We start from the raw sequence: 22,041 nt of genomic DNA, 5'->3' as shown, positions 1-22,041 counted from the left end.
ACTGCCTCCTGTGCCGCTCGCCGATAGCTCAACTATTGTATGACAGTTAGCTAACTTATCCCTTCAGCCCCCAAAAGCCAAAGGTTTTGACAGAGAACTTAACCCTCTTTCGACACTTAATTACAGCAATTCACTTTCGTTTACCTACATAAATCTCACATGACCCTTGCGGGCCTTTTCCTTAACGCTCACTACCATATTCCTTAGAATACAGCAGCTTAAGGTTGTTTGGAATCTGCTCATACCAGCTCGATTCCGGTGGACCTTCCACCATGTCAAATACAGCATTGCATCCTCTTCTTCTGATTCTGCATTCTTGGCACACTTGGGGGGAGTTTGAAAAAAATTTTTGCGGAGGGAATTAATCGGTTAATAAAAAAAAATTTTCCGTTTTTTGATAAATTTATATTTTTGTAAATAGCTAATCTATTCAAATAATAATTTAACATTCAACCTTGCTATAAAACAGATAATTAACAGCTAAAATTGCTTGGATAAGGTTATGTTTATTTAAGGCAAAATTCCGATGGTTAATTTCGGTAAATAATTCGTTGTCGTTCCTCTCTATTCCAAAGCCGTTAAGTGTCGTTTCTAAAAATTTTTGTCTAGCGGGATAGTCCAATGCATATCCTGATTGCTCTAAATCTTCAAGAGTATAACTATCATCAGTCAGGATATAATAGTTTTTTTCCTGCTTTAGATAAATTTGGATATAATCATTATGCCGATCAAGGTAGGGAGTAGTGATCTCTATGCAATTTGTTAATTGCTGCCAATCTGTTTTATCTTTTAACCATGTATGATAATCATCTATAAAAAATTGAGGCGTTTCAATCACGTAAATAATCCCTTTCTAAAGTTTAGTAGTTTAATCATTAATCAATAACCTACATTAATCAACAGCTGTCTTTATCATAAGTTGAAAGTATTTTATAACAAAAATATTGATCTTCAGCATCTTCTATTTGCTTATTAATATCTTGAATATCAGATTTTAAAAAATCTCTTTGGTTTCTTTTTAGTAATAACTTATCGAAGAAAAATTAAAAAATATTCAAGCTAGTAAGATATTATTATAAGCTTGGGTTAAACTGTTTCTTCTGAATTATTATTAGAATCTATGGCGTGATTAATACGTTAATTTTTTGTTTTACAGCTTTAGCATATCTTTGGATACTTAGAAAATTAGGGATATGATGTCCGCTTTCCATTCTTGCTATTTGAGCTTGAGAAGTAGACATTTTTTTAGCAACATCGTTTTGAGTCATATGAGAGGCAATACGTGCTCTTATTAAAGTTTCTGCTATCTCAAATTCTATTTTCCGTTCTTCATAAGCTTTTGCTACTTTAGGGTTCAATAATAACTCTTTTTTAAATTCCTCAAAGTTTTTCATAACAACCTTCCTTTAATCTAGTTTTAGCTATTAAAATGGCAGCTTTAGGGGTTTTTTCCGTTTTTTTGATAAATGTGTGCAATATAACTATTTTCTTATCTATAGCTAAATAATATATTGATCTTGCTATATTATCTTTACCACGTAACCTTAATTCCCAAAATTTGCCTTCTATATTTCTTGTATGTGGCATCCCTACATTATGTGGGCTAAATTCAATAAGCAATTCGCATACATATAAAAAATCGGCTTGCAGATCGTAAGTAAGCTTCTTTACTTCTTTTTCTGCAACTTTATTTATAAATTCTATAGTCCATTTTTTCATATAGGTAATATATCAAGTTTGATATATTACTCAATAACTTTTTATTAATATTTAATGTATGATGCAAGTATAGCTTCTTTTAAATTCTAAATAATAATCTTATATGAGTATTTTATCATATAAATAGAAAAGCTTAACAATGATTAAGATATATTTTATGATCTCTTCCATTTGTAATCCATGGTAAAAGCCTCTATAATACAGGGATTGGAGGTATTTTTGTGATTAAAATTTATAGCTCAAAAAATTACAAATTATTTGATAAACATTTAAATAAAATAGCAGCTAGCACGATTGATAAATTCGGCTCCCGGGATAATATTGTTATTTTTCTGCAAGAGCTATGCGAAATAGGCAATATCGGTCTTGCTGCTAAGAAGGTAATAGTAGGATCTCCTATACATTTACACAAACTAATTCATGATGACAAATATTTAACTAAATGCGTCAGTCTTGCGCTTAGATACGCATCCGAAAGAGCTGAAGCCGTACTCTATGATCGGGCTATTAACGGCTATGAGGAATTAACTTATAACGAACAAGGTGAATGCATAGCACGTAAGAAAAAATATTGTTCTAGGAGTTTGCTGGAGTATTTAAAGGCTAATTCACCGAAATATCAAACTAATATCAAAAACGTTAGCGAAATTAAAAAACCGGATAATATGCAGATAAATTCAAATGACATGGATATTTTTGAGATAGAAGCTTATAGAGCAGAAGCAGAAAATGAAGAAGAAGCAAATAACTAGTAATAACAAAACAAGTAAACAAAAAACTATAAAATTCCCTGTTAATTGGTCACCTTATCCGTTTCAATTACCTTTGTGGCGTTATCTGTATAATGGCGGCAAGATAGCAATAGCGGTATGGCATAGAAGATCAGGTAAAGACATAATGGGTATTAACTGGATTACGGCAGCCGCACTACGTGAAGTTGGGCTGTACTGGTATGTATATCCAACCTATGAACAAGCTAAAAAGGCGATATGGCAGGGTATGACTTTAGAGGGGCGCCCTTATATGTCTTTTATTCCGGAGGCAGCTATTGCTAAATCACAGCAATATAAGCAGCGAATAGTATTTAAAAACGGTTCGGTAATTCAGTTTGTCGGTAGTGATCGCTATAGTAGTATTAGAGGAAGCGGTATTAAAGGAGCAGTGATTTCCGAATATTCTTATCACGACCCAAGGGCGATGAGTTCGGTAATAGAGCCGATGGTAATACGCAATAATTCGTGGCTGCTTTATTTATATACGCCTGCCGATGATCCAAAATTAATACACGGCGAAGAGTTATATTTAAAATATAAAGACGATAAAACGGCATTTTGCGAAATAAAAACCATTGAAGATACTACGGATCATGATAGCAAGCCTTTAGTGGCGGTTGCAAGCCTTAAATCAGTAGACATGACAACTGAAGAAATCCGCCGAGAATTTTATTGCGACTTTGAAGCCTATCGTTACAAACGCGCCGATCAAGGCGGTACGTTTGTCGAGCAGTTAAGACTTGCCGAAGCGGAAGGACGCATAACTCAGCTGCCTTACGATCCGGCTTACAAGGTGAATACTTATTGGGATATCGGCATAGTTGATTACACTAGTATTTGGTTTGTACAGGAAAAGAAAAAGGGGCTGGATATTATAGATTTCTATATTAACAGAGGCAAAGGCTTAGAGTTTTATTTAAATCATTTAAGGCTTCGCCCCTATATTTATGGAAGAAATGTGCTGCCTCATGATATGGCTAGGCGTCAAATGCCGACCTTGGATACACGATTACAACAAGCAAACGAGATAGCGGAAAAGCTAGGCTTTGTACCTTTTGAGCTAGGACGAAAATACTTACGGGAAGAAATGATAAACAAAGCCCGTAATTTACTTACGGCGAGCTATTTACGAATAGACGAGAGAAAATGCCGAGAAGGGTTAAACGGCTTATATGAGTTTGATGCGAGTAAGCGTGGTACTCATTCAAGCTCGACTAGATGTACCGATATAGTAGAGAGTTTTTGTTATCTGGCAATGGATGCTAAAACCGGCACGCAGCAGGAAAGCTTTAATATTAATTATTTACGCTATAATAAAGTTATTAGTGATTATAACGCTTTAGAAAGATAAAAAATAATAAATAAAAGGGATTAAAAAAATGGGAGGATTATTTAAAAAGCCGTTTAAGGCAATTACCGGAGCGATAAGTAAATACGTACCGGGCGGCAAGTACTTAACCGGTAGAGAAACCGAGAGGCAAAAATTCCATTATAACAATGCCTTAAATGAATATAACAGCTATGCCTCGGAAGCACAAACGGCTATTGATAATTTAAGCAACCAATTATACGAATCGGCACAGAGATTGCAAAGTATCGAACAACAGAAATATCAACATGGACAAAGTAGCGGACGCTTACAAAATCAGGTGGAGCAGTATCAAAGGGGATTGCAGAATCTAGAGCAGCAAAAAACAAGTTTAGGATCGGAAGCAAACGAATTGCAGGCAGCCTTTGAAGCTTTTAAAAGTAAAGCTCCGTCGCTTGCCGGTAAAATAAGCGAAATGCAGAAGCTGCCGGGTAATTTCCAATCAATGTTCGAGTCGGTTTTACAGCAAAAGGATAGGCTTAGAGGTTTAACCGAAGAAGAAGCCGGCGGCGAGATAAATAAATATCACGCTAGCGTGGATAATTTAAAGAAGCAGCGAGAGCAAGCAGAGAATAACATAAGGCAGCAGATGGACGCCATAACCAAAGAGCATACGGGGCTTGAGAGTGAAAAAGCTAATTTAGAAAATAGGTTGTCCTCCTATAGCTCGCAACAAAATAGGCTATTACAAGATACCGGCAATTTTAATAATGCTCGCAGTACACTAGAGAATGTTATCCGCAATTATCAGAATGAACAACAAAGATTAGAAAATGAATATAACAGCCATAAATCACAGACTGAAAACCTAAATAGTCAGTTAGATAATTACAGCAATAGCGCCCAAGCACATTTAGATAATTTGGGAAATGCGGTAGGTTTTCGGGCAAATAAACTTAAAAAAGCTAACAGGCTAACGGGTTTGACGCAAGGAGCAGCACTTGCAGCTTTAACATTCGGTGCAGGTATGTATCTTGCTCCTGCCGCTGCCGCGGGTAGTGCGACCGGAGCAGCAGCAACAACCGGAGCTACGGCAGGTGCAGCTGCTACATCCGGGTCTTTCGGTGCTTCTATGCTTGGGTCACTCGGAACGGGGTTACAATATGCCGCACCTTTACTCGGTATCGGTCATTATATGAATATGATGAATAAAGGCAAAAGTCTTGGAGGACTTGAGAGAGCAACGTTTGAGAGAGGAGCAAGAGGATACGGTAATACGCCTTTCTCACGGCAGCAGGATTTATTCGGTAACAAAACCGCAATTCCGGAGCTTGGCGGCTTAAAACAATCGCTATCGCATTTTAATATGCCGACAATACCGAAATTACAGGATTTGCCGCAGCTTGGGGAGTCGTTAGGTAAAATTGCCTCGCTCGGAGATATTGAGTCTTTAAGTTTAGGGCTACCGCAAATGACTTCGGCAGACGGCAAAAAATACAGCTCGGAAGTATTATATGATATGAATTTTTTGAAGAAACTTAAAAAAGTATCGAGAAGTTTAGGAACACCTTATTTAAGAGCAAATACAAATTATCCCTATTCCCAAAGAGTAAATAGTTATGCGTGATGAATTAAGTAATAAAATAGAATATTTTGAGACGCTAAAGACCAAACGAGAGAAATGGAACGCCGTGTGGGACGAATTAAAAAAATATGTCTGTCCGCAAACCACCGGCAATAAGGAAATATTTGATTCAACCTCTATTTGGTCAAGGGAGCAATTAGCTTCAGGCTTGCAAAGTTTAATGGTTAATCGAGCTATTAAATGGTTTAATATTAATTTGTTAGAGCAAGAAGGTAGCGAGGATGAACAACCATTAAACGAGCTACCGGAAGTTAAATTATGGTTGGAGACGATAGAAAACACTATCTTAAATATTTTTAATAATCCGGGATCGAATTTTTATAATCAAATACACGAGTTTTTTTTAAATCTTGCTGCATTTGGCACTAGTATATTTTATGTCGAAGAAGAGCCGGATTTGCGGTCAGGGCTGTTTTTTCGCAATATTAGTCTAAAAGAATGTTATTTTGAAGAAGATAAATACGGCTTTGTTAATTCGATGTATCGACTTTTTACGGTGAACGTCAAGACGGCGGCAAACAAATGGTCTGACTTTGCGCCGTTTAAAGAGAAGCTACTAAAAGACCCCGATGAACAAATAGAGATATTACATATCGTAGCTCCTGCCAATGAAAAGAGCAAAACTAATCGTAAAACCAATCAGCACGGCTATAGCTCGGAATATATTTATTTAGCTGAGCAAAAAATTATCTCCGAGTCCGGTTATTCCTACTTTCCGTTTTTCGTCACCAGGTGGATTAAGGAGGAAGGTGAAGTATACGGCTATGCGCCTGCTCATCACGTTTTACCGGATATTAAGCTGTTAAATTCCTTTAGAAAAACCGGCATACAAGTTGTACAAAAACAGGAGCAACCTTCTTGGTTAATACCGAAGGACGGCTATCACTTGCCGCTTCGTGATACGCCGGGAGCGAGTAATTTTTTTCGCAACGGCACGCTTGACAAGATAAGCCCGCTAAATAGAGTGGAAAATCCTATGTGTACGGAGCTGCAACAAGATAAATGCCGAGATGCGATATTTAAGGCTTCTTATATTGATATATTTCGCATGCAGAAAGAAAATAAAGAAATGACGGCAACCGAGGTGCAAATAAGAAATGAGGAGCAAATGCGGATGATGTCGCCGATGGTCGGCAGAATTGAAACGGAGTTTTTAAATCCGCTAATTAGAGCTATTTACGGAATCTTAGCCAAGTATAACAAATTACCGATATTAGAAGGAATAAATGCTCTACCCGACATTGAAGTTAGTTATGTCTCACCTTTAACCAGAGCGCAAAAATCATCGGCAGTTAATAGTATTGAGCAAGTAATAGGATTCTTCCAACGTAGCGGTATTAGTAATTTCTGCCCGGAGATTTACGACAATATCAACTGGGATTTATGTTTTAAACTACTTGCCGAACATAGAGGGATACCGCAATCGATCCTTAGACCCGACAAAGAAGTAATGCAAATCAGACAGCAACGGAAAATGGCTCAGGTACAGCAAATGCAAGCTCAGCAATCGCAATTACCGATACAATAAAAAATAGATTGATTTAATTTAAAATATAAGTAGATTATGAAAATTCTAATTGAAACAAATAACTCTCAAAGCGAGCAAATTAATTCTGATATAAATATAGTAATTCAAAAGGCAAAAGATTTAACACAAATTTATAGTAGAATTTTTACCTCAAATGATGGTAAAATGATCTTAGAAGATCTGGCAAATATGAGCGGCATGTATAGAAGCAACTTTATAGCCGATAATGATAGGCACACGGCTTATTTAGAAGGACAAAGATCGTTGTTTTTATATATCTGTTCGCAGCTGGAAAATAACATTAACAATATGGAAGGAAATTTATGAGTAATATAGTCAGTTTTGATTACGCTATTAAAAATTTATTAAGAAATAAAGGCGATTATGACATAGTTGAGGGGTTTATTTCGATTATTCTTAAAGATGCAGGATATAGTGCAGTAAAAATAACAGCAGTACTTGAAAGTGAAAGTAATAAGGAAAAAGAAACATTAAAGTCTAGTGTAGCAGACGTCGTAGTTGAAGACGAACAAGGACATAAATATATAGTGGAAATAGATCGCTCACATACTAATCTTTTCCTTAATAAAGCTTGTTTTAACAGCAGCCGTTTAATCGTCGATAGTATTTCTAAAAGCGAGGACTACTCTACTATCAAAAAAGTATTCCATATTAATTTATTATATTTTCCGTTTGCCAATATGAAAGTACCGTTATATCACGGAAAAACTGTTTTTAGAGAGGTTGACCACAAACATCCTATGCACTTGCACTTAGCCGACATGGGCGGCAGAATATTTGACAATTATAATTTGTTTCCGGAGTATTTTGTAATATCTGTACCTTTATTTGATGATGTTGTAAAAGATGAAATGGATGAATGGCTATATATGGCAAAACATTCAGAAGTAAGAGAAGATTTTAAATCACCTTACATGAAGAAAATAGCCGAGAAGCTTAGCATACTTAAGATGACTCCTAAAGAATTAAAAGCTTATCGAGACTATATGAACAAAACCTTAAAGGAGCGTGATTATATTGTTTCTGCTGAAGAAAAAGGCAGAGAAGAAGGCAGAGAAAAAGGCATCGAAGAAGTAGCCAGAAACTTGTTAGTGGATGGAGTAAATGTAAACACGATTTCAAAAGCAACCGGTTTATCTATAGAAGAGATCGAGAAATTAAGGAACGAAAAGCCTGAATAGCTATAAGGAGGTCGTTACCCGCTACGCAGTTAACGGCTTATGCTCTTTTTTATGACGCTGTGTTAGGTAAGTACCTAAACCTACGAAACGACGTAGTCACAGCGTATGTTTATTATAATACTAAAAGATTCAACCTACAAGAATTAATTATAAGAATAGGTTGAAAATACCGTTACAATTTCTTTAGGTAATAAAGGATAAGAAAAATGGAAGAACAGCAAGAATTACAAAGTGATAATACCCTGGAAGCAGCCAGCACGTCATGGTTGTCGGCTTTGCCGGAAGATCTGCAAAAAGCAGAATCGTTGAGTAAGTTTAAAGATGTTTCCTCGTTGGCAAGCAGCTATTTGGAAGCCGAGAAGGGCTTAAATAGTCGTGTTGCTATTCCAAAGAATGATGCAGCTGATGAAGAATGGAATAAGTTTTATGCTCGTTTAGGTTTGCCTGAAGATAAAAAATATACTGATAAAAGAACTACGGAAGATGAAGAGTATTTAAAGCAATATGAAGAGATGTTTTACCAAAGCGGTCTGAGCAAAAGGCAGGGAGAGAAGCTGCTCGGCAGCTTGTATAATTTCTCGATGGATCTACAAAAAAAACAGCAGGAAGAAATAGAGGGATTGCGCCGTTCAAATATAGATTGGTTAAAAAAGCATTATAATGACGGTTTTGATAGTAAAATGCAGGTGATGCAGGCGGCTTTGTCTAAATTCGGAACGAAAGAATTGGCGGGATTAATAGAAGAATCAAGCTACTCTCCTGCCCTGGTAGACTTGCTCGTTAAAGTCGGCGAAACGTTAAAATCCGATTCACTTATAACAGGAACAGAGAAGCCTATAATTACAGGAGCGGAATCGGCATTAAAAGAGATTAAAAGACTTGAATCCGATGAGGGTTTTATGGTAAAATTTAAAGATAAAAATCATACCGGTCACACTGAAGCAGTGAATCAGATGGAGCAATTATACGATATTGCTTACAATAAGAAGTGATAAATCACGAGTGATAACTTCTCGTAAGGTCGCTAACATAGCGGTAACCTTTTAAAAAGAAGCCACAAATAATTATCAACGTATTAATATCAAGATATTTTAATATCCGGATATTTAATTATTTAGGTTTAACAATTTTAAGAGGTTACAAACATGGAACAAATTACCGATGGTCTAAAAGAGCAATTCGCTCGCAATATCGGACTCGTTATTCAACAAGAAGGCTCAAAACTCCGTAAGTTCGTTACAAATGAAACTCAAGAGACGGAAGTCATCCAATTTGAAACGATGCACACTCACGAAGCTTTGCCGAGACATAGAACGGCAGCAGGCTATCATGAACCCGGTGACGGTAATGAGAATAAACTTGAAAAATTAACCGAATTTAAAACTCCAAGAATTACTAGACGCCAAGCAACAGCGCAAGCCTATTATTGGACGGCTGCCATGGATAGAAACGATAAGCTTAATCTGCTTAGCGATCCGACCAGTAAATTCCCAAAACTTGCAGGCTGGGCAATAGGTAGGAAACAAGATCAAATTATTATCAATAGCTTTGCCTCGCCTGTTAACGGCGGTAGAACGGGGCAAAATATTATTTACTTTGACGTAGCAAATAACGTTATTCCGGTCGGTGTTAAGCTGGTTGATACGACGCTTGCACTGCATGCAAATAGCTTAGCAGGGGTTCATAACGGGCAGCAAGGAGCAAACGCCAAGGAAGCAATGCGAACCGGCGGATTAACAGTCGAGAAACTACTTAAAACTCAACAATTACTTAAAAAACACAGTTTCGGTGCAGATGAAAAATATTATTTAGTTTGCTCCTCTCATCAAATCGGCAATTTACTCCGAGATAGCCAAGTAACAAGCTACGATTATAACAGCGTTAAAGCCTTAGTAAGCGGGGAAATAAACTCATTTGTCGGCTTTAATTTTATCATTACCGAGATGCTAGGAGGCATAAGAGGTACGACCAACTCCATAAGAGATTGTTATGCCTTTACGGAAAGTTCTATAAGATTCGGTAGTGTTACCGGTTCAGTTGAGCGGCAAATAGATAGGTTAGTGCAATATCACTATGCACCGAGTTTATACTATTCCGAAAGCTTTGGGGCTACTCGTACGGAAGAGGGACAAATAGTTTGCATTAAATGCTTAGAGCCGGCTGATGTTGCAGGACATACGGGAGAACATTGGCAGGCAGCAGCAGATGATGCGCATTTTAACGGTGCAGTGCATGCAAGTATCGTCCCACGGCAGATGATTGGAGCGCAATGTCGTAATGTCGATAATACGGCAAATATTGTAGTTGATGCATTGGAGCCGTTATTATTAAAGTAAAATTTGTAAGCTATGAAAGAAGAAATAATCCGCAAAGCATTAGTATTGTTAGGTTCAAATAGTAATATTCAGGGTAATATTTCCGGCGGCAATGCTGCTAATAAAGCCGAGAATCTTTGCGAGGAATTTGTCGAAGCTGCAATTGAAGAAAATGTCTTGTCGGTTAAATGGGGATTTGCATTAAAGCGTATTGATAATATTGAAGGTGAAGAAAGTAGCTTTAAGCCGATACCGGGGATAAATGACTGTGTAAAAGTAGCAGTTATAGTTCCCTCTAACTTAGAGTTTTATATTGAGAGTGGAAGAGTATATTTTAAAGGCGGTAAGTTAACATCGATTTTTTATTACTCGCAGCAGAGCATAGAATATTTACTTGATAATGATAAAACGGCTTGGCGTCAGATACCGCAAAGCTTCAAATTACTTTGTAGTTTAGGACTTGCCTCGCAAGTAGCTTTTGCCATGTATTCAGATAGTTTATTTGCCGACGGCTTAAAAAGACAATATTTAATCAGGCTTGAGGAAGCGAGGCGCATCCACTCTATCGGTTACAATTTAATCAATTCCGGTGAAATATAAAACCGTATTTCATGGATAATTTCAAACTATCAATATTCTTATTTGCGTAACTGATAAATAACTTTTATGCCGGAACAATTCATCTATTCACAAAAAAATAACTTTTCAGGCGGTGAGCTAACGCCGACTATTGAAGGACGCACCGAGCTTGGGTTATATCAAAACGGCGTGAAGAAATTAATTAACTTCATGCTGTTACCTTCAGGCGGTATTATGCGCCGGCACGGTACGCAGTTTGTACATTTATTTAAGGATAATGTACCACGGAAAATAATAAGTATAATGTTCTCAAGGAAGTTATCTTATTTGCTGATTTTTGAGGCTCATCGAGACAAAACTACTTGCTCGTTTTTTGTCGGCGGTGAACTGTTTTTAACTAGTAAAACGCTGCTAGATAACGGACAGAATTTTACCTTTCGAATTAAGGATTTTTCCTATTGCTGCTTTCAAGGAATAGCCTATATAAGTTTTGGTATCAATAGACCAATATTTAAATTCTCAGTCGATCCAGCAATTGTTGAAAAGTTTTACGCTCATTTAGGAACGCAGCAACAGCTATCATCTTCAAGCGGTGCTGTTTCATCATCTCTAGCAACGGCAGTAAATTTTCCCGATAAAGATAAGATGTTTATAATCGAACCGCTAAAATGTCATGTGAATTATTATAAGCAAAATAACCAAGCAATACAAAAACCGTTTAACGAAGTAATATATAATGCTGAAATTGATAAAATAAACGATGAGCTAAAAAAACTGCATACCCAAAGTGCCGCTAATATCTATGAACAACAGCAAGCACAAATATATGCCACTCACCTAGTAACATTTGAGAATCGCTTATGGTGTTTTGGGGTTAATAAAAATATTCACTCAATTTGGGCAAGCTATAAGGGCGACTTTAGCGATTTCCGTATGGCGTATAAAACGCTGCTAGAGGCACGTAATCCGTTAACAGCCTTCTCTGCAACATTCTCTTCAGCTACTTTTGATAATGTTTTATGGTCAATTCCTTTTTCTTCGGAGTTATTGCTGGGGACAACAGACGGCATATATTTAGTAAAAGAAGGGGATCGAGCTAAAGGCGAGTTTATCAAAATCCATAAAGAGCTGGATGTGCCGGTATCACCGATAAAACCGGTTATCATCGGTAAAACAATCTTTTTTGTCGAAGGCAGCGGTAATAAGATTAATAGCTTATATTACTCACAAGAAAAAGGCGGCTTTCAGTTATACGATATAACGGCTTTTGCAGAACACATGTTTACCTCCGGCATAAGGCAAATAGTCGGTATTAATAGTCCATTCTCGATGGTCTTTGCAGTACTTAAAGATGGGTCATTTAATAGTTTTACCTATTCGCAAGATTTAAAAATTATGGGCTGGACACCCCAATTACTCGGCGGTAACAATGCTCTCGTACTAAGTGTTGCACCAATTTATGGCGATAATGAAGATAAATTATATTTTCACGTACGAAGAAATGACGATATAGGTGTTGGCACAAAAGAATATCTAGAAGCACTACACCCTAAATATTTTACTGCTAAAAATAATGAGATGCATAAGCCTATATATGCAGACTGTCATATTAATATTAGTAGACCCGGCGAGCAATTAATAGATCATACTATCATGCAAGCTTTAAAGGATGATAGTAGTGTAGAATTTAGAGGCGGCATTACTAAGCTGGAAACTATAGTCCAATCTCAAGCAGCAAATATTTTAAAGCTAAATATTGATAATATCGATATCGATAATAATTTTAAATACGGCAATAAATTAGTGAGAGATTACGGCGTTGAGAGTGAAGCAATAAAAACTTTTCTAACGAAATACTACAAAGAGCAAATGCCGGCAATTATGGAGCTGCTTGGCGTTTCTTTTGCCTTTTATCGTATTTTCTCAAAAATCTATGCCAATTTAGAAAATGTTTTTAGCGGTGAGCCTGCAAGTTTAGCTGAAGCCGAGCAATTACTTTATGAAGGGGAAAAACTTGTCGGTGATATAATCCAAACTATAAATAATATAATACAACAAAATTGGCAAGTTCCAACAAGTTTGAGTAATAACGAATTAATCGAATATCTACCGAATAGTGCATTTGCATTTTATCCTGCCATCTGTCTAAAAATCAAACAATTAAATCTTGATTCTATAAAAGCTACTTTACGACTTGCGAAAGAAATAATTAAAGCCGCAAAAACTGTTATTAATCTACAGTTTGAGCAGGAACACGAATTAAACGAACTACGTAGAAGCGTTGCAAAATTAAATAAAAAATTACTGCTATATTATGCAAATCGGGATCATGATAATAAGCAGGAGTTATCGGTTAATATAAAAAAATTCTTTAAACAAAAAACGATCGGTTTTTATAGTGAGTTGTTAAATATCACTCATCCGACATTAACGGAGTATTTATTTGGTAGTGATATTAAGAAGTTTATAACGGAGCATTTGACAGATATTGATCAAAATACCAACGAAGAGCAGTTAAAGGAAAAAATTACCGCAATAGTTAAACAGCTCCTTACCAAGCTTGAACAAGGATACGGCAATAGAAAATTTGAGGAAATAGTATCTGATAAAAGACGGGAAGAGATATATAAGTTATTGCAGTCAATAATGCTAGAGAAAAACTTAAATGAAAAAAATAAAGAGTTTTTACTTAATGATCAATTAAGCGAAATTATCAATGAAATAGTTGAAAGTTATGAATTTGTTGAACCAATTTATGGCAGTGAAAGAAGTGACGGGTCAGAAAATGCCCAAAGCGGAGATGATGAAGAGGAAAAAATAAGCGATGAAGTATATACTTTCATGCAAGAGCTAAAGGAAAATTTAAGTAATTTTCAGCGAAGTATCATTGAATATTGCGGGCTGATTATGCCAAATAACAATGCTGCTTTACTTAAAAATATCTTAGAAGATGAAAATAGCATCAAGCTTGAGAAGTATTTATTACTATCCAAAAAATATATGCCGTTATTTAAAAAGATGTTCCCACGCTTAGGACAACATGAAATAGGAGTAATAGCCAAGCATTGCCTGCCGTCTTTTCAGCAAGTTCAGCTTTCGGGTATTTTACAGATCTATCAAAATAACCTAGTTGCTATTATCGGCGATGAAGAACTGCACGGCATAAAGATTTTAGATAATGAACTAATTAAACTAAAATATCCTGTTAGGTTTTTGTCATTAGGATTTAACTATTCTTCGGTGTTACAGACATTTCCGTTTATTTTCCCTGATGAAGTTGAGCATGCGCCTAAAGGCAGCGTTGAGATCGGCTTGAAGCTATTTAACACTAAAGGCGGCTATATTGAGGAAAAACTACCTAACGGCGAGATTAATAAGCAGCATATTAACAGTAGCTACTTAGATACCGACAATTTAATCAGATTCGTCAATGAAAAGAAATACTTAGCTACCAAGGAAGTTACAAATGTCCTTGCAAGGCCTTATAAATCTGGGTGGGTAAATTTTGTTTTAAATTCCGGAATTCAAACCGATGTAGATTTTACTTTTGTCGTCAATAAACCTTATCCTGCCAGCATTCTAAAAATATATGCTAAGGCAAAAATATTAGCTAATTATAAGGGGTTATGAAAAATAACTAATCGTCATTGCGAGGAGACATTTATGTCGACGTGGCAATCTAGAAAATATTATGAAACAACCAGTAGTATATATTATTGCAAACAAAAGAAATGGTACTCTCTATACTGGTGTAACTTCTAATCTTATAAAACGCATATATGAGCATAAAAACGGACTTTTAGAGGGATTTTCTAAAAAGTATAATTGTAAAATTCTAGTATTTTATGAGTTACATGACTCTATGGAATCAGCCATAACAAGAGAAAAACAAATTAAAGCAGGTTCAAGAAAAAGGAAAATGGAATTTATTGAGCAACTGAATTCAGAATGGAGAGATTTATATGAGGAAGTTATTTAACTGGATTGCCGCGTCGGTACTTACGTACCTCCTCGCAATGACAGGTATGCATAAGGTTAATTTTTATGTTTAATTTTCTGGAATTTTTTGGCGGCGGTGCAGGGGTGTTTGCCACGGGAGCGTCTTTACTTAATAGCTATGCACAATTAAGGGCTAATAAGGAGCAAGCAGCAAATGCTTTATACAGCCAAAGACATGCGTTAAGAGTATTGAGAGAACAAGAAAGATTTGACTCAAGGCAATCACAGGAGCGTAAAGCAGAATATAGCGAGATCTGTAATTATCACGTTGATATGCTTCGGCAAAACCAATTATCGAATCGGCAGCAGCTAGGGTATAATATCCTCAAAAGCGGTATCGGTATTACTAGCACGGATTCGGCAGGTTTATTATTGCGTCATCAGGCTTATATGGACGAAATGAAAGCTCGGTCTGTCGAAGCTGAATATTATAGTGGCAGGCCAAGATCAAATATCAATTCAGCAATGTCAGATTTAAACAAAGAGTTAATAAACCGCAATATAAGCGGCATAAAATCAGCTGCACCTTGGCAAAATTTGGGTACACTTATTGGCGGTGTTAGGGATTTGGCGAGTATTGCTAGAACCGGAGAGTAGATCAATGAAATGGCAAGCAATAGCGGGTGTTACAAGTCAACTTAACGAGGAAGCTAGGGGCTATTTAGTCCGTAAGTTTGAGAAAGACGCTGCTGTTCAAATTCCGGATATTTGGTCGGATTTTATTAATGATACTACCAAACATTTACATCAATCACAAAGCAATCTTGAAATCGCTAATGATGAGAAGACAGGCAGTTTAACTGCTCTGACACAATTTGATGAGCTACATCCGGATTTTTTAGAAAATAACAAGCCGTTTTTGAAATATACTCTTGATAAATACGATCAAAGAGCGGCGGGGTATCTAGCGAATGTTAAAAATCCAATTACTAAGAAAATCCTACAAAGCAAAATCGGTGATTATCGAGTAAATTTGGCAGATAAGGTTAGCAATACCGAAGTAAGGTTAATTGACGGCAAACGTCATAATATGGCTATTGAAGCAATAGAGAAATCAAAAAGTGCTACTTACGATAATCCACAGCTTTACGAGAGTCACTTACAGGACTGCTCTATTGCCGTAAATTCATTATCCTTACTACCGCAAGAGAAAGAGCAGTTATTACACCAAGCCAAAGAAGAACTAGCGGGAGCGGCCGCAATGGGAGCAGTAGCACATTCACCAGAAGCTATAATACGTGGACACGCTCTGCCACCTGAAGCCCAGCCGTTATGGCAACAGCATCTATCATTTGAGCAAAGAATAAAGCTAGAGAATCAAGCAAATAACCTAATTCATCATAAACAATTAATGTTGCAACAGGAGGTAAAATCATCATGGAAGCCTCATTTAGCTAGCATCCTTGAAACCGGCCAAGGTATTAAAGCCATAGATAACCTTTTGCGGGTAGCTTTCAGTAGTGATGATCCGAATCTTTATAAGCTAAAGCAGGATGAAGCAGTTTATAAACAAGCATTTCTTATAACACAGCAATTAAAAACTGTGCCTTTAAGTGAAGGAGATAATATTTTAAAAGCAATTGCTCCTAAAGCCGGCGATCTTGATTACGACAGTAAAGAGAGAATGCATCATACGTTAGTAAAATACCATCACGAGCAGATGAGACTAGCCGGTACTGACCCAGCTGCTTTTGTCGAGCAATTATTTAAAGATGAGATACCGCAAAATTTATCTATGGAACAGCGTTATATACTCCGCAAGCAATTACAAGAGCAGAAAGGTATACCTTCTTATGCACAGAAATATTTAATAAATGCCGAGAGTAATGCGTTTTTAAGAAAATTAAATAGTGGTGATATTAACGAAATAAAAAATACGGTAAATAGTATTATTGGCCTTCGTGATGATAACGGCAACCGGTATGGGCTTGAGGTTATGGATGAACTTTTAGCTACTAATAAAAATGATAAGTTAGCATTGTTAATACATCACTATGCCGAGAATAGGTTATATAACCGTGATACTGCCGAGGCGTTTATGGAGATGATAGGAGCAAATAATTTATTTAGCAAAACTGAAGAGAAAGAGTTTAACCGAATCATTGAAGAAGATGAGAATGTAGAAAAATGGTCTAATAATTTAAAATGGCAGAATATTCAAAATGGTGCAGAAATAGAACAAGTAAAACACGGCATTAAATATTTAGCGGCTTATTATCATTCACAACAAGGTTTATCACCGGAAGCAGCGGTAAATAAAGCGAGAGAAAAACTTATTGATGAAGTATATATGAATATCGAAAACAAACAATTACAGATCCCAAGGCAAATAATAGCCGGTAATATGATCCATAATTTGGATGAAGATTATATTGAAGCAAATCTTGTTGAACTGCAAAGAGGAATTATTAACGGCACTGTGCCATATGATTACCCTACTTGCTTTGGAATATCCGGGGAGGATGCTATAGGTGAAGAGGCAGCTAGCCGTATAAGAGCAGAAGTATTGCGGCAAGGTAGATGGAAAATGACCCCTGACAAAAAGAGTGTCTATTATACTTATTTAACGAAAGACGGCAGCTATTTACCGGTAATGGCAGCACCAAATAAAATATTAAAATTTGATTTAGTTGATTTAAATAATCCGGCTAGCTTAGAGAGACAAAAGCAAAATTTTTTAAACGCCATCTCCAATACCCCTTATGAAAATTAAAGGAAATAGCCATGTTTGGTAAGTACCTGCAAGTTTATATTCCTGATTTACCGGAGCATAAAAGCATAATTGATATTGCCGGCAGTAGCAAAATGGACGTCTGGCGAGCCGCAGCACATCAGGCTTACGATGATAGCCCGAGCTTAAGCAGTGTATTTAATCCGGAAAATATAGAATATTTTACCGGTCTTCAGCTACGAAGTATGAGGATATTAGTTTCAGACGATTACTCTTATGAGAAAAAAATTACCCAAGAAGAATTTGAAGCAAAATATAAAGATACAAGATTAAAATACGATCCTAATTTTACTGAAGATGAAATAAAAAGTATTTTAGAGAAAGACAAGCAGCGAGAAATAAACGAATATATCATCTCAAGAGGCAAAGGGGGACTCGTTGAAGCAATCGGCAAGTTTGGCGTAGAAATAGTGGCAAGCAATTTATCGCCGATAAATATAGCGGCGTCTTTTGTGCCGATCGGCGGGCAAGCTAGATGGGCGGCAGCAGCCTTAAAATACGGAGCGTTAAAAACAACACTCGCTAAAGGTGTTGTAGGCGGAGCGGCAGGACAAGTATTTCTTGAACCTATTACACATTATGAGCGAAATCGCGAGCAAAGAGAATACGGCTTAAAGGATAGTGTCGTTAATATTCTGCAAAGCGGTTTATTCGGCGGGGCATTACATGGTCTAGGCTATTCGGCTAAATATTTAAAAAACCGTTATTTTGTCACGAGCGAAACTTTAGCTCCGGAAGTTAAAACCGATCATCCCATAGTAGATAGTCAATTTAAAGAAAATACTTTAGCAGTACTTGCAGAAAGCGATCCACAACAATTAGCTACCGAACCCCACAATACTGAATCTTATAACCTTGATTCAAATAATTCTGCTTTAAATGATTCTACTACTCTTTCACCCGTTCCTATTCTTGCAAAATTACAGGCGGCAAAATTAAAATTAATAGGCAAAGCCGAAAAACAATTTCCGCAGTATTTTAATCAATATAAGAAACTTGCTACTCTAGAGCAATCGTTACATGAACAGTTTTATACCGGCAATAAGACAGAGAAGTTGCCGAAACATTTAAAGAAGAGTTTACAACAGGAAAAGGCAAAGTTGAAAACATTGAAGGAGCAATATATTAACCGGCCTGAATTTCAGAAATATTTAACTGAAGAAAAGAAATTAAACAACCGGATAAAAGTTAATCTAAGAAAAGAGCAGTATGAGCTGCGAGCTTATGATTTATCACCTGAAAATTTATATATAGCACGTAACCAAATAAACGAGGGAAAACATATAAATCTAGATAATCCACACGAGGCAGTGTCTATTTATGAAGGAGATGGATCAGTAGAAGGAGAAAGAACAGCAAGAAAAACAAGAAAAAAAAGAGGAGCAGAAGAAGAAACAACTATAGACAATGCTACAAATACTGAAATAGCTAGCTTAGCAGAGCAAGTAGCTTCGCTTAAAGATGAAGTAGCAAATTTACCTGAAGAGCATAAAGCTAGCTATAAGGAAGAGCTAATTACCGAGGAACAAATTGAAAAGCTCGTCGGTGAAGTAATTAACAGAATAAAAAAACGAGGAAATGAAAAATCACTAGCAGCTCTTTTAAATACTCTTTCGATAGTTGATAAGGAGTTAGTCGGGAAATTAAAAACTCTTCATAAGGATTATACCGGGAACAGAAAATTAGCACTATTGGAGCGAAATAAAGAGATCGACATGTTTGTAAGTGACTTTAAAGAAAAAAGTTTTTTAAGAAAAAGAGATAATGCTTTAAAATTAATTAAGCAAGCTGAAGGAGAGAGTTTTATTCGTAGGTTTGTCAACAAGACCAGAGGCACTCTAGAGTATTTGCGACAAGTGTGTTTAAGGCAAGTAGCAGTAGAGCGGGAGTTTTTATACGGATTGCTGCGAGATTTAGAACAAGCCGGCTTAACTGCCGATTTCAGCAACAAAAAATATGAGGCTGATATAGTGCAGGAGTTGTGGAATATAACCCATCCAAACAAAAAAGATACCCGTAGTTATAGAGCTAAAGATATTGCATCTATTATTTATAAATGGCAAATGAAAGCAATTAATCGTGCCAATTTGGCGGGAGCTTATATTATCCCGTACGAGGGCTATATTACCAGGCGAACTCATGATGCAAAAAAGCTACTGGAAGCAGGCTTTGAGAAGTGGTTAAAGTTTATAGAGCCGTTACTTGACCGTGAAAAGACCGGTAAAGTAGATTTTAGGAAAATATATAATAATCTAGCAACTGAAACGCATTTAAACGATGTAGACGAATATTTAGTGTTCACTTTTAAACGAGATAAAGGCAAGAATAAAAATAGTACCAAGGATAATATAGCCGATATGACTCCGGAAGACAGAAAGCTACATTTTAAAAATGAGCAGTGGAAAGCGGAATTATCGTTTAAAAGCAATAAAACAGCAAATAAAAGCGGCGGCATCGGTAATGTAGCCAACAAGGTATCGGCATGTCGAAAGCTACATTTTAAAACTGCCGAAGCAGAACTAAAATATTTATATGAGTTCGGTAATTACTCTCCTCCTAATGTTGTTGACAAAGTTTTAAATCCCCTAATACCTACAAAATCATTTATAGCTGAATCTATTGTTAGTAACTTAAGCAAACTTAGTAAAAGCATCGGCATTTTAGAAACTATGGGATCAAATCCACAAGAAATGTTAAATACTTTAAGAGAAACTGCTACCGGCGAATTACAAGCAGCCGCCACTAAAAATGCCGGCAAGTTGCAAGCAGCTTCCACTAAAAATACCGCCATATTTAAGGATTTAGAAGGGTTAAAGGGTAATAGCAAATTTGATAATCAACTAGCTTTAATGTTAGGGGTGCGTTCTGAAGTGCCGCGAGTAGATAGGATACTCGGAGCTTACCGTGCTTGGAAATGTATCAGTAATCTCGGCAGTACGGTAATCAGCTCTTTTGCCGATGCTGCTACTTTTGTTGCTGAATTACAAAATAACGGCATCCCCTTCCTTGAGTCCTATCGTAATATTATTCAAGTGTTTAGCTCTAGTTTTAACCCTAAACAAAAGAAGGAATTTGGTATGCTACTCGGTGTAGGGGTCGACTCACTATTCGGCGGTATTTATTCAAGACTAAGCGGCGAGGGAGAAGTAGCGGGCAGTATAACAAAATTAATGAACGCTTTTTTTAAGTTAAATTGTATGGAATGGTGGGACAATGCTTGGAAGGGGGCTGTTGCTAACGTACTATCTCATAATTTGGCTATGGAGTTGTCAGTAGAAAAACCATTTAGAGCTTTATATACAGGACTACAAACTTTATTAGAGCGATATAATATTAACGAAAATAATTGGCATTTATATAAAGAGCTTATCCAAACTGTCGAAGGTAAAAAATATTTAATCCCCGATGTTAATTTATTAAATTCATTACCCGATAAGCTCATTAACGCCCATTTAATACTTGAGGGCAAGGGAATAAACGAACTTAATAGGACAAGATTTAAGCAGAATATAACCAATAACCTTCGTAGATACTTAATTGATCGAGTAGATACGGCAATTCCTACCCCTCATACTGCGGAAAGGAACGCCGTGCAACTCGGCAATCTCGGCATACAGCAAGGTACACCGATAGCGGCGGTCGTTAAATGTCTGATGCAGTTTAAAACCTTTGCTTATACTTATGCGGCAAGATCACTTAAAGCTGCAACTATCGATCAAATCCCGATTCATGAGCAACGAGGCTACGGCTTATTTGATAAGGGTACTTGGCAAGATTTAGGTAAATCTTTAGAAAACCCTACTACTTTAAAAATACTTTCGCAGTTATTAATGGGTACTACCGGACTTGGCTATTTATCGATTAATGCCGGAAGGTTACTACGAGGGCAAGAATTACTCGCTCCAAACGATGAAGGAGCATTTACTGCTTCTGTACTTAAAGGCGGCGGGCTTGGCATATATGGGGATTTTCTCTTTGGGGAATATAATCGTTATAACCATAATTTACTTCAAGAGTTAGCCGGACCGTTCGGCGGCGATTTAATAGATTTCGGCAAATTATCTGTGATGGCAAAAAGCGGCGATCCTAAAGCCCAAGAATTGTTAACTAGAACTCTAAAAAGAAACATCCCCGGACGAAACTTATTTTACCTACTACCCGCTCTATTTGCGATTGAAAAAATGAGCAAATAATGCGATCTAAATGTGATTAATCTGATGCAAATACATTTTTTCCATGTT

General features: G+C 36.6%; 17 protein-coding genes. 14 read left to right on the top strand and 3 right to left on the bottom strand.

The window, feature by feature from the left end:
* Positions 1-442: 442 nt before the first annotated feature.
* The 3 genes from AAGD64_RS05205 to AAGD64_RS05195 all read right to left on the bottom strand — a co-directional run bounded on the left by AAGD64_RS05205 (position 443) and on the right by AAGD64_RS05195 (position 1,719).
* Positions 443-838, bottom strand: coding sequence for a DUF1828 domain-containing protein (locus AAGD64_RS05205; protein ID WP_341792616.1), 396 nt, complete (start codon positions 836-838; stop codon positions 443-445).
* A gap of 280 nt (positions 839-1,118) precedes the next feature.
* A complete protein-coding gene (locus AAGD64_RS05200) occupies positions 1,119-1,394 on the bottom strand; it encodes a helix-turn-helix transcriptional regulator (RefSeq protein WP_341792615.1) in 276 nt (91 codons plus the stop codon).
* Entirely contained in the window at positions 1,381-1,719 is a 339-nt protein-coding gene (locus tag AAGD64_RS05195) for a type II toxin-antitoxin system RelE/ParE family toxin (protein WP_341792645.1), read from the bottom strand. The genes AAGD64_RS05200 and AAGD64_RS05195 overlap by 14 nt, the downstream gene beginning before the upstream one ends.
* Positions 1,720-1,940: 221 nt before the next feature.
* On the opposite strand from AAGD64_RS05195, the gene AAGD64_RS05190 reads away from it, so the two are divergent.
* From AAGD64_RS05190 to AAGD64_RS05125, 14 genes are all read left to right on the top strand, one after another.
* A complete protein-coding gene (locus AAGD64_RS05190) occupies positions 1,941-2,471 on the top strand; it encodes a hypothetical protein (protein ID WP_341794132.1) in 531 nt (176 codons plus the stop codon).
* Positions 2,449-3,843 (top strand): hypothetical protein, encoded by a 1,395-nt coding sequence (locus AAGD64_RS05185; RefSeq protein ID WP_341794131.1) that lies wholly within the window; start codon positions 2,449-2,451, stop codon positions 3,841-3,843. The genes AAGD64_RS05190 and AAGD64_RS05185 overlap by 23 nt, the downstream gene beginning before the upstream one ends.
* A gap of 28 nt (positions 3,844-3,871) precedes the next feature.
* Positions 3,872-5,428 carry a hypothetical protein gene (locus tag AAGD64_RS05180; protein WP_341794130.1) on the top strand — a complete coding sequence of 519 codons (1,557 nt, stop codon included), beginning with the start codon at positions 3,872-3,874 and terminating at the stop codon, positions 5,426-5,428.
* Positions 5,421-6,974, top strand: a complete 1,554-nt coding sequence (locus AAGD64_RS05175) for a portal protein (protein ID WP_341794129.1) — start codon at positions 5,421-5,423, stop codon at positions 6,972-6,974. The genes AAGD64_RS05180 and AAGD64_RS05175 overlap by 8 nt, the downstream gene beginning before the upstream one ends.
* 36 nt (positions 6,975-7,010) lie before the next feature.
* On the top strand, positions 7,011-7,301 hold the full coding sequence (locus tag AAGD64_RS05170; RefSeq protein ID WP_341794128.1) for a hypothetical protein: 291 nt from the start codon (positions 7,011-7,013) through the stop codon (positions 7,299-7,301).
* The gene (locus AAGD64_RS05165; protein ID WP_341794127.1) at positions 7,298-8,176 is read left to right on the top strand and encodes a PD-(D/E)XK nuclease family transposase; all 879 of its coding nucleotides are present in this window, start codon (positions 7,298-7,300) and stop codon (positions 8,174-8,176) included. Before AAGD64_RS05170 ends, AAGD64_RS05165 begins: the two co-directional genes overlap by 4 nt.
* Positions 8,177-8,382: 206 nt before the next feature.
* Positions 8,383-9,168, top strand: a complete 786-nt coding sequence (locus tag AAGD64_RS05160; RefSeq protein WP_341794126.1) for a hypothetical protein — start codon at positions 8,383-8,385, stop codon at positions 9,166-9,168.
* Positions 9,169-9,321: 153 nt separating this feature from the next.
* Complete coding sequence (locus tag AAGD64_RS05155; RefSeq protein WP_341794125.1) at positions 9,322-10,512, top strand: phage capsid protein; 1,191 nt, start codon at positions 9,322-9,324, stop codon at positions 10,510-10,512.
* Between the two features lie 12 nt (positions 10,513-10,524).
* A complete protein-coding gene (locus AAGD64_RS05150; protein ID WP_341794124.1) occupies positions 10,525-11,091 on the top strand; it encodes a hypothetical protein in 567 nt (188 codons plus the stop codon).
* 66 nt (positions 11,092-11,157) lie between these two features.
* Positions 11,158-14,700, top strand: a complete 3,543-nt coding sequence (locus AAGD64_RS05145) for a hypothetical protein (RefSeq protein ID WP_341794123.1) — start codon at positions 11,158-11,160, stop codon at positions 14,698-14,700.
* Between the two features lie 61 nt (positions 14,701-14,761).
* A complete protein-coding gene (locus tag AAGD64_RS05140) occupies positions 14,762-15,049 on the top strand; it encodes a GIY-YIG nuclease family protein (protein ID WP_341793364.1) in 288 nt (95 codons plus the stop codon).
* A 65-nt stretch (positions 15,050-15,114) separates the two neighbouring features.
* Positions 15,115-15,666: a hypothetical protein gene (locus tag AAGD64_RS05135; RefSeq protein WP_341793365.1), complete on the top strand. Its 552-nt coding sequence runs from the start codon at positions 15,115-15,117 to the stop codon at positions 15,664-15,666.
* A gap of 4 nt (positions 15,667-15,670) precedes the next feature.
* Positions 15,671-17,782, top strand: coding sequence for a hypothetical protein (locus AAGD64_RS05130; protein WP_341794122.1), 2,112 nt, complete (start codon positions 15,671-15,673; stop codon positions 17,780-17,782).
* Positions 17,783-17,793: 11 nt separating this feature from the next.
* Complete coding sequence (locus tag AAGD64_RS05125; protein WP_341793367.1) at positions 17,794-21,993, top strand: hypothetical protein; 4,200 nt, start codon at positions 17,794-17,796, stop codon at positions 21,991-21,993.
* Positions 21,994-22,041 lie beyond the last annotated feature (48 nt).

This window comes from Rickettsia endosymbiont of Ceutorhynchus obstrictus (genome assembly GCF_964026565.1).
Taxonomy (GTDB): Bacteria; Pseudomonadota; Alphaproteobacteria; order Rickettsiales; family Rickettsiaceae; genus Rickettsia.
Note: the sequence above shows the minus strand (reverse complement) of the source record. Positions and strands in the feature narration are given on the sequence as shown.

Excerpts from the sequence above, each read along its gene's own strand:
- AAGD64_RS05200 (WP_341792615.1), bottom strand. The coding sequence starts at position 1,394 with ATGAAAAACTTTGAGGAATTTAAAAAAGAGTTATTATTGAACCCTAAA.
- AAGD64_RS05195 (WP_341792645.1), bottom strand. The coding sequence starts at position 1,719 with ATGAAAAAATGGACTATAGAATTTATAAATAAAGTTGCAGAAAAAGAA.
- AAGD64_RS05185 (WP_341794131.1), top strand. The coding sequence starts at position 2,449 with ATGAAGAAGAAGCAAATAACTAGTAATAACAAAACAAGTAAACAAAAA.
- AAGD64_RS05180 (WP_341794130.1), top strand. The coding sequence starts at position 3,872 with ATGGGAGGATTATTTAAAAAGCCGTTTAAGGCAATTACCGGAGCGATA.
- AAGD64_RS05175 (WP_341794129.1), top strand. The coding sequence starts at position 5,421 with ATGCGTGATGAATTAAGTAATAAAATAGAATATTTTGAGACGCTAAAG.
- AAGD64_RS05170 (WP_341794128.1), top strand. The coding sequence starts at position 7,011 with ATGAAAATTCTAATTGAAACAAATAACTCTCAAAGCGAGCAAATTAAT.
- AAGD64_RS05165 (WP_341794127.1), top strand. The coding sequence starts at position 7,298 with ATGAGTAATATAGTCAGTTTTGATTACGCTATTAAAAATTTATTAAGA.
- AAGD64_RS05160 (WP_341794126.1), top strand. The coding sequence starts at position 8,383 with ATGGAAGAACAGCAAGAATTACAAAGTGATAATACCCTGGAAGCAGCC.
- AAGD64_RS05155 (WP_341794125.1), top strand. The coding sequence starts at position 9,322 with ATGGAACAAATTACCGATGGTCTAAAAGAGCAATTCGCTCGCAATATC.
- AAGD64_RS05150 (WP_341794124.1), top strand. The coding sequence starts at position 10,525 with ATGAAAGAAGAAATAATCCGCAAAGCATTAGTATTGTTAGGTTCAAAT.
- AAGD64_RS05145 (WP_341794123.1), top strand. The coding sequence starts at position 11,158 with ATGCCGGAACAATTCATCTATTCACAAAAAAATAACTTTTCAGGCGGT.
- AAGD64_RS05140 (WP_341793364.1), top strand. The coding sequence starts at position 14,762 with ATGAAACAACCAGTAGTATATATTATTGCAAACAAAAGAAATGGTACT.
- AAGD64_RS05135 (WP_341793365.1), top strand. The coding sequence starts at position 15,115 with ATGTTTAATTTTCTGGAATTTTTTGGCGGCGGTGCAGGGGTGTTTGCC.
- AAGD64_RS05130 (WP_341794122.1), top strand. The coding sequence starts at position 15,671 with ATGAAATGGCAAGCAATAGCGGGTGTTACAAGTCAACTTAACGAGGAA.
- AAGD64_RS05125 (WP_341793367.1), top strand. The coding sequence starts at position 17,794 with ATGTTTGGTAAGTACCTGCAAGTTTATATTCCTGATTTACCGGAGCAT.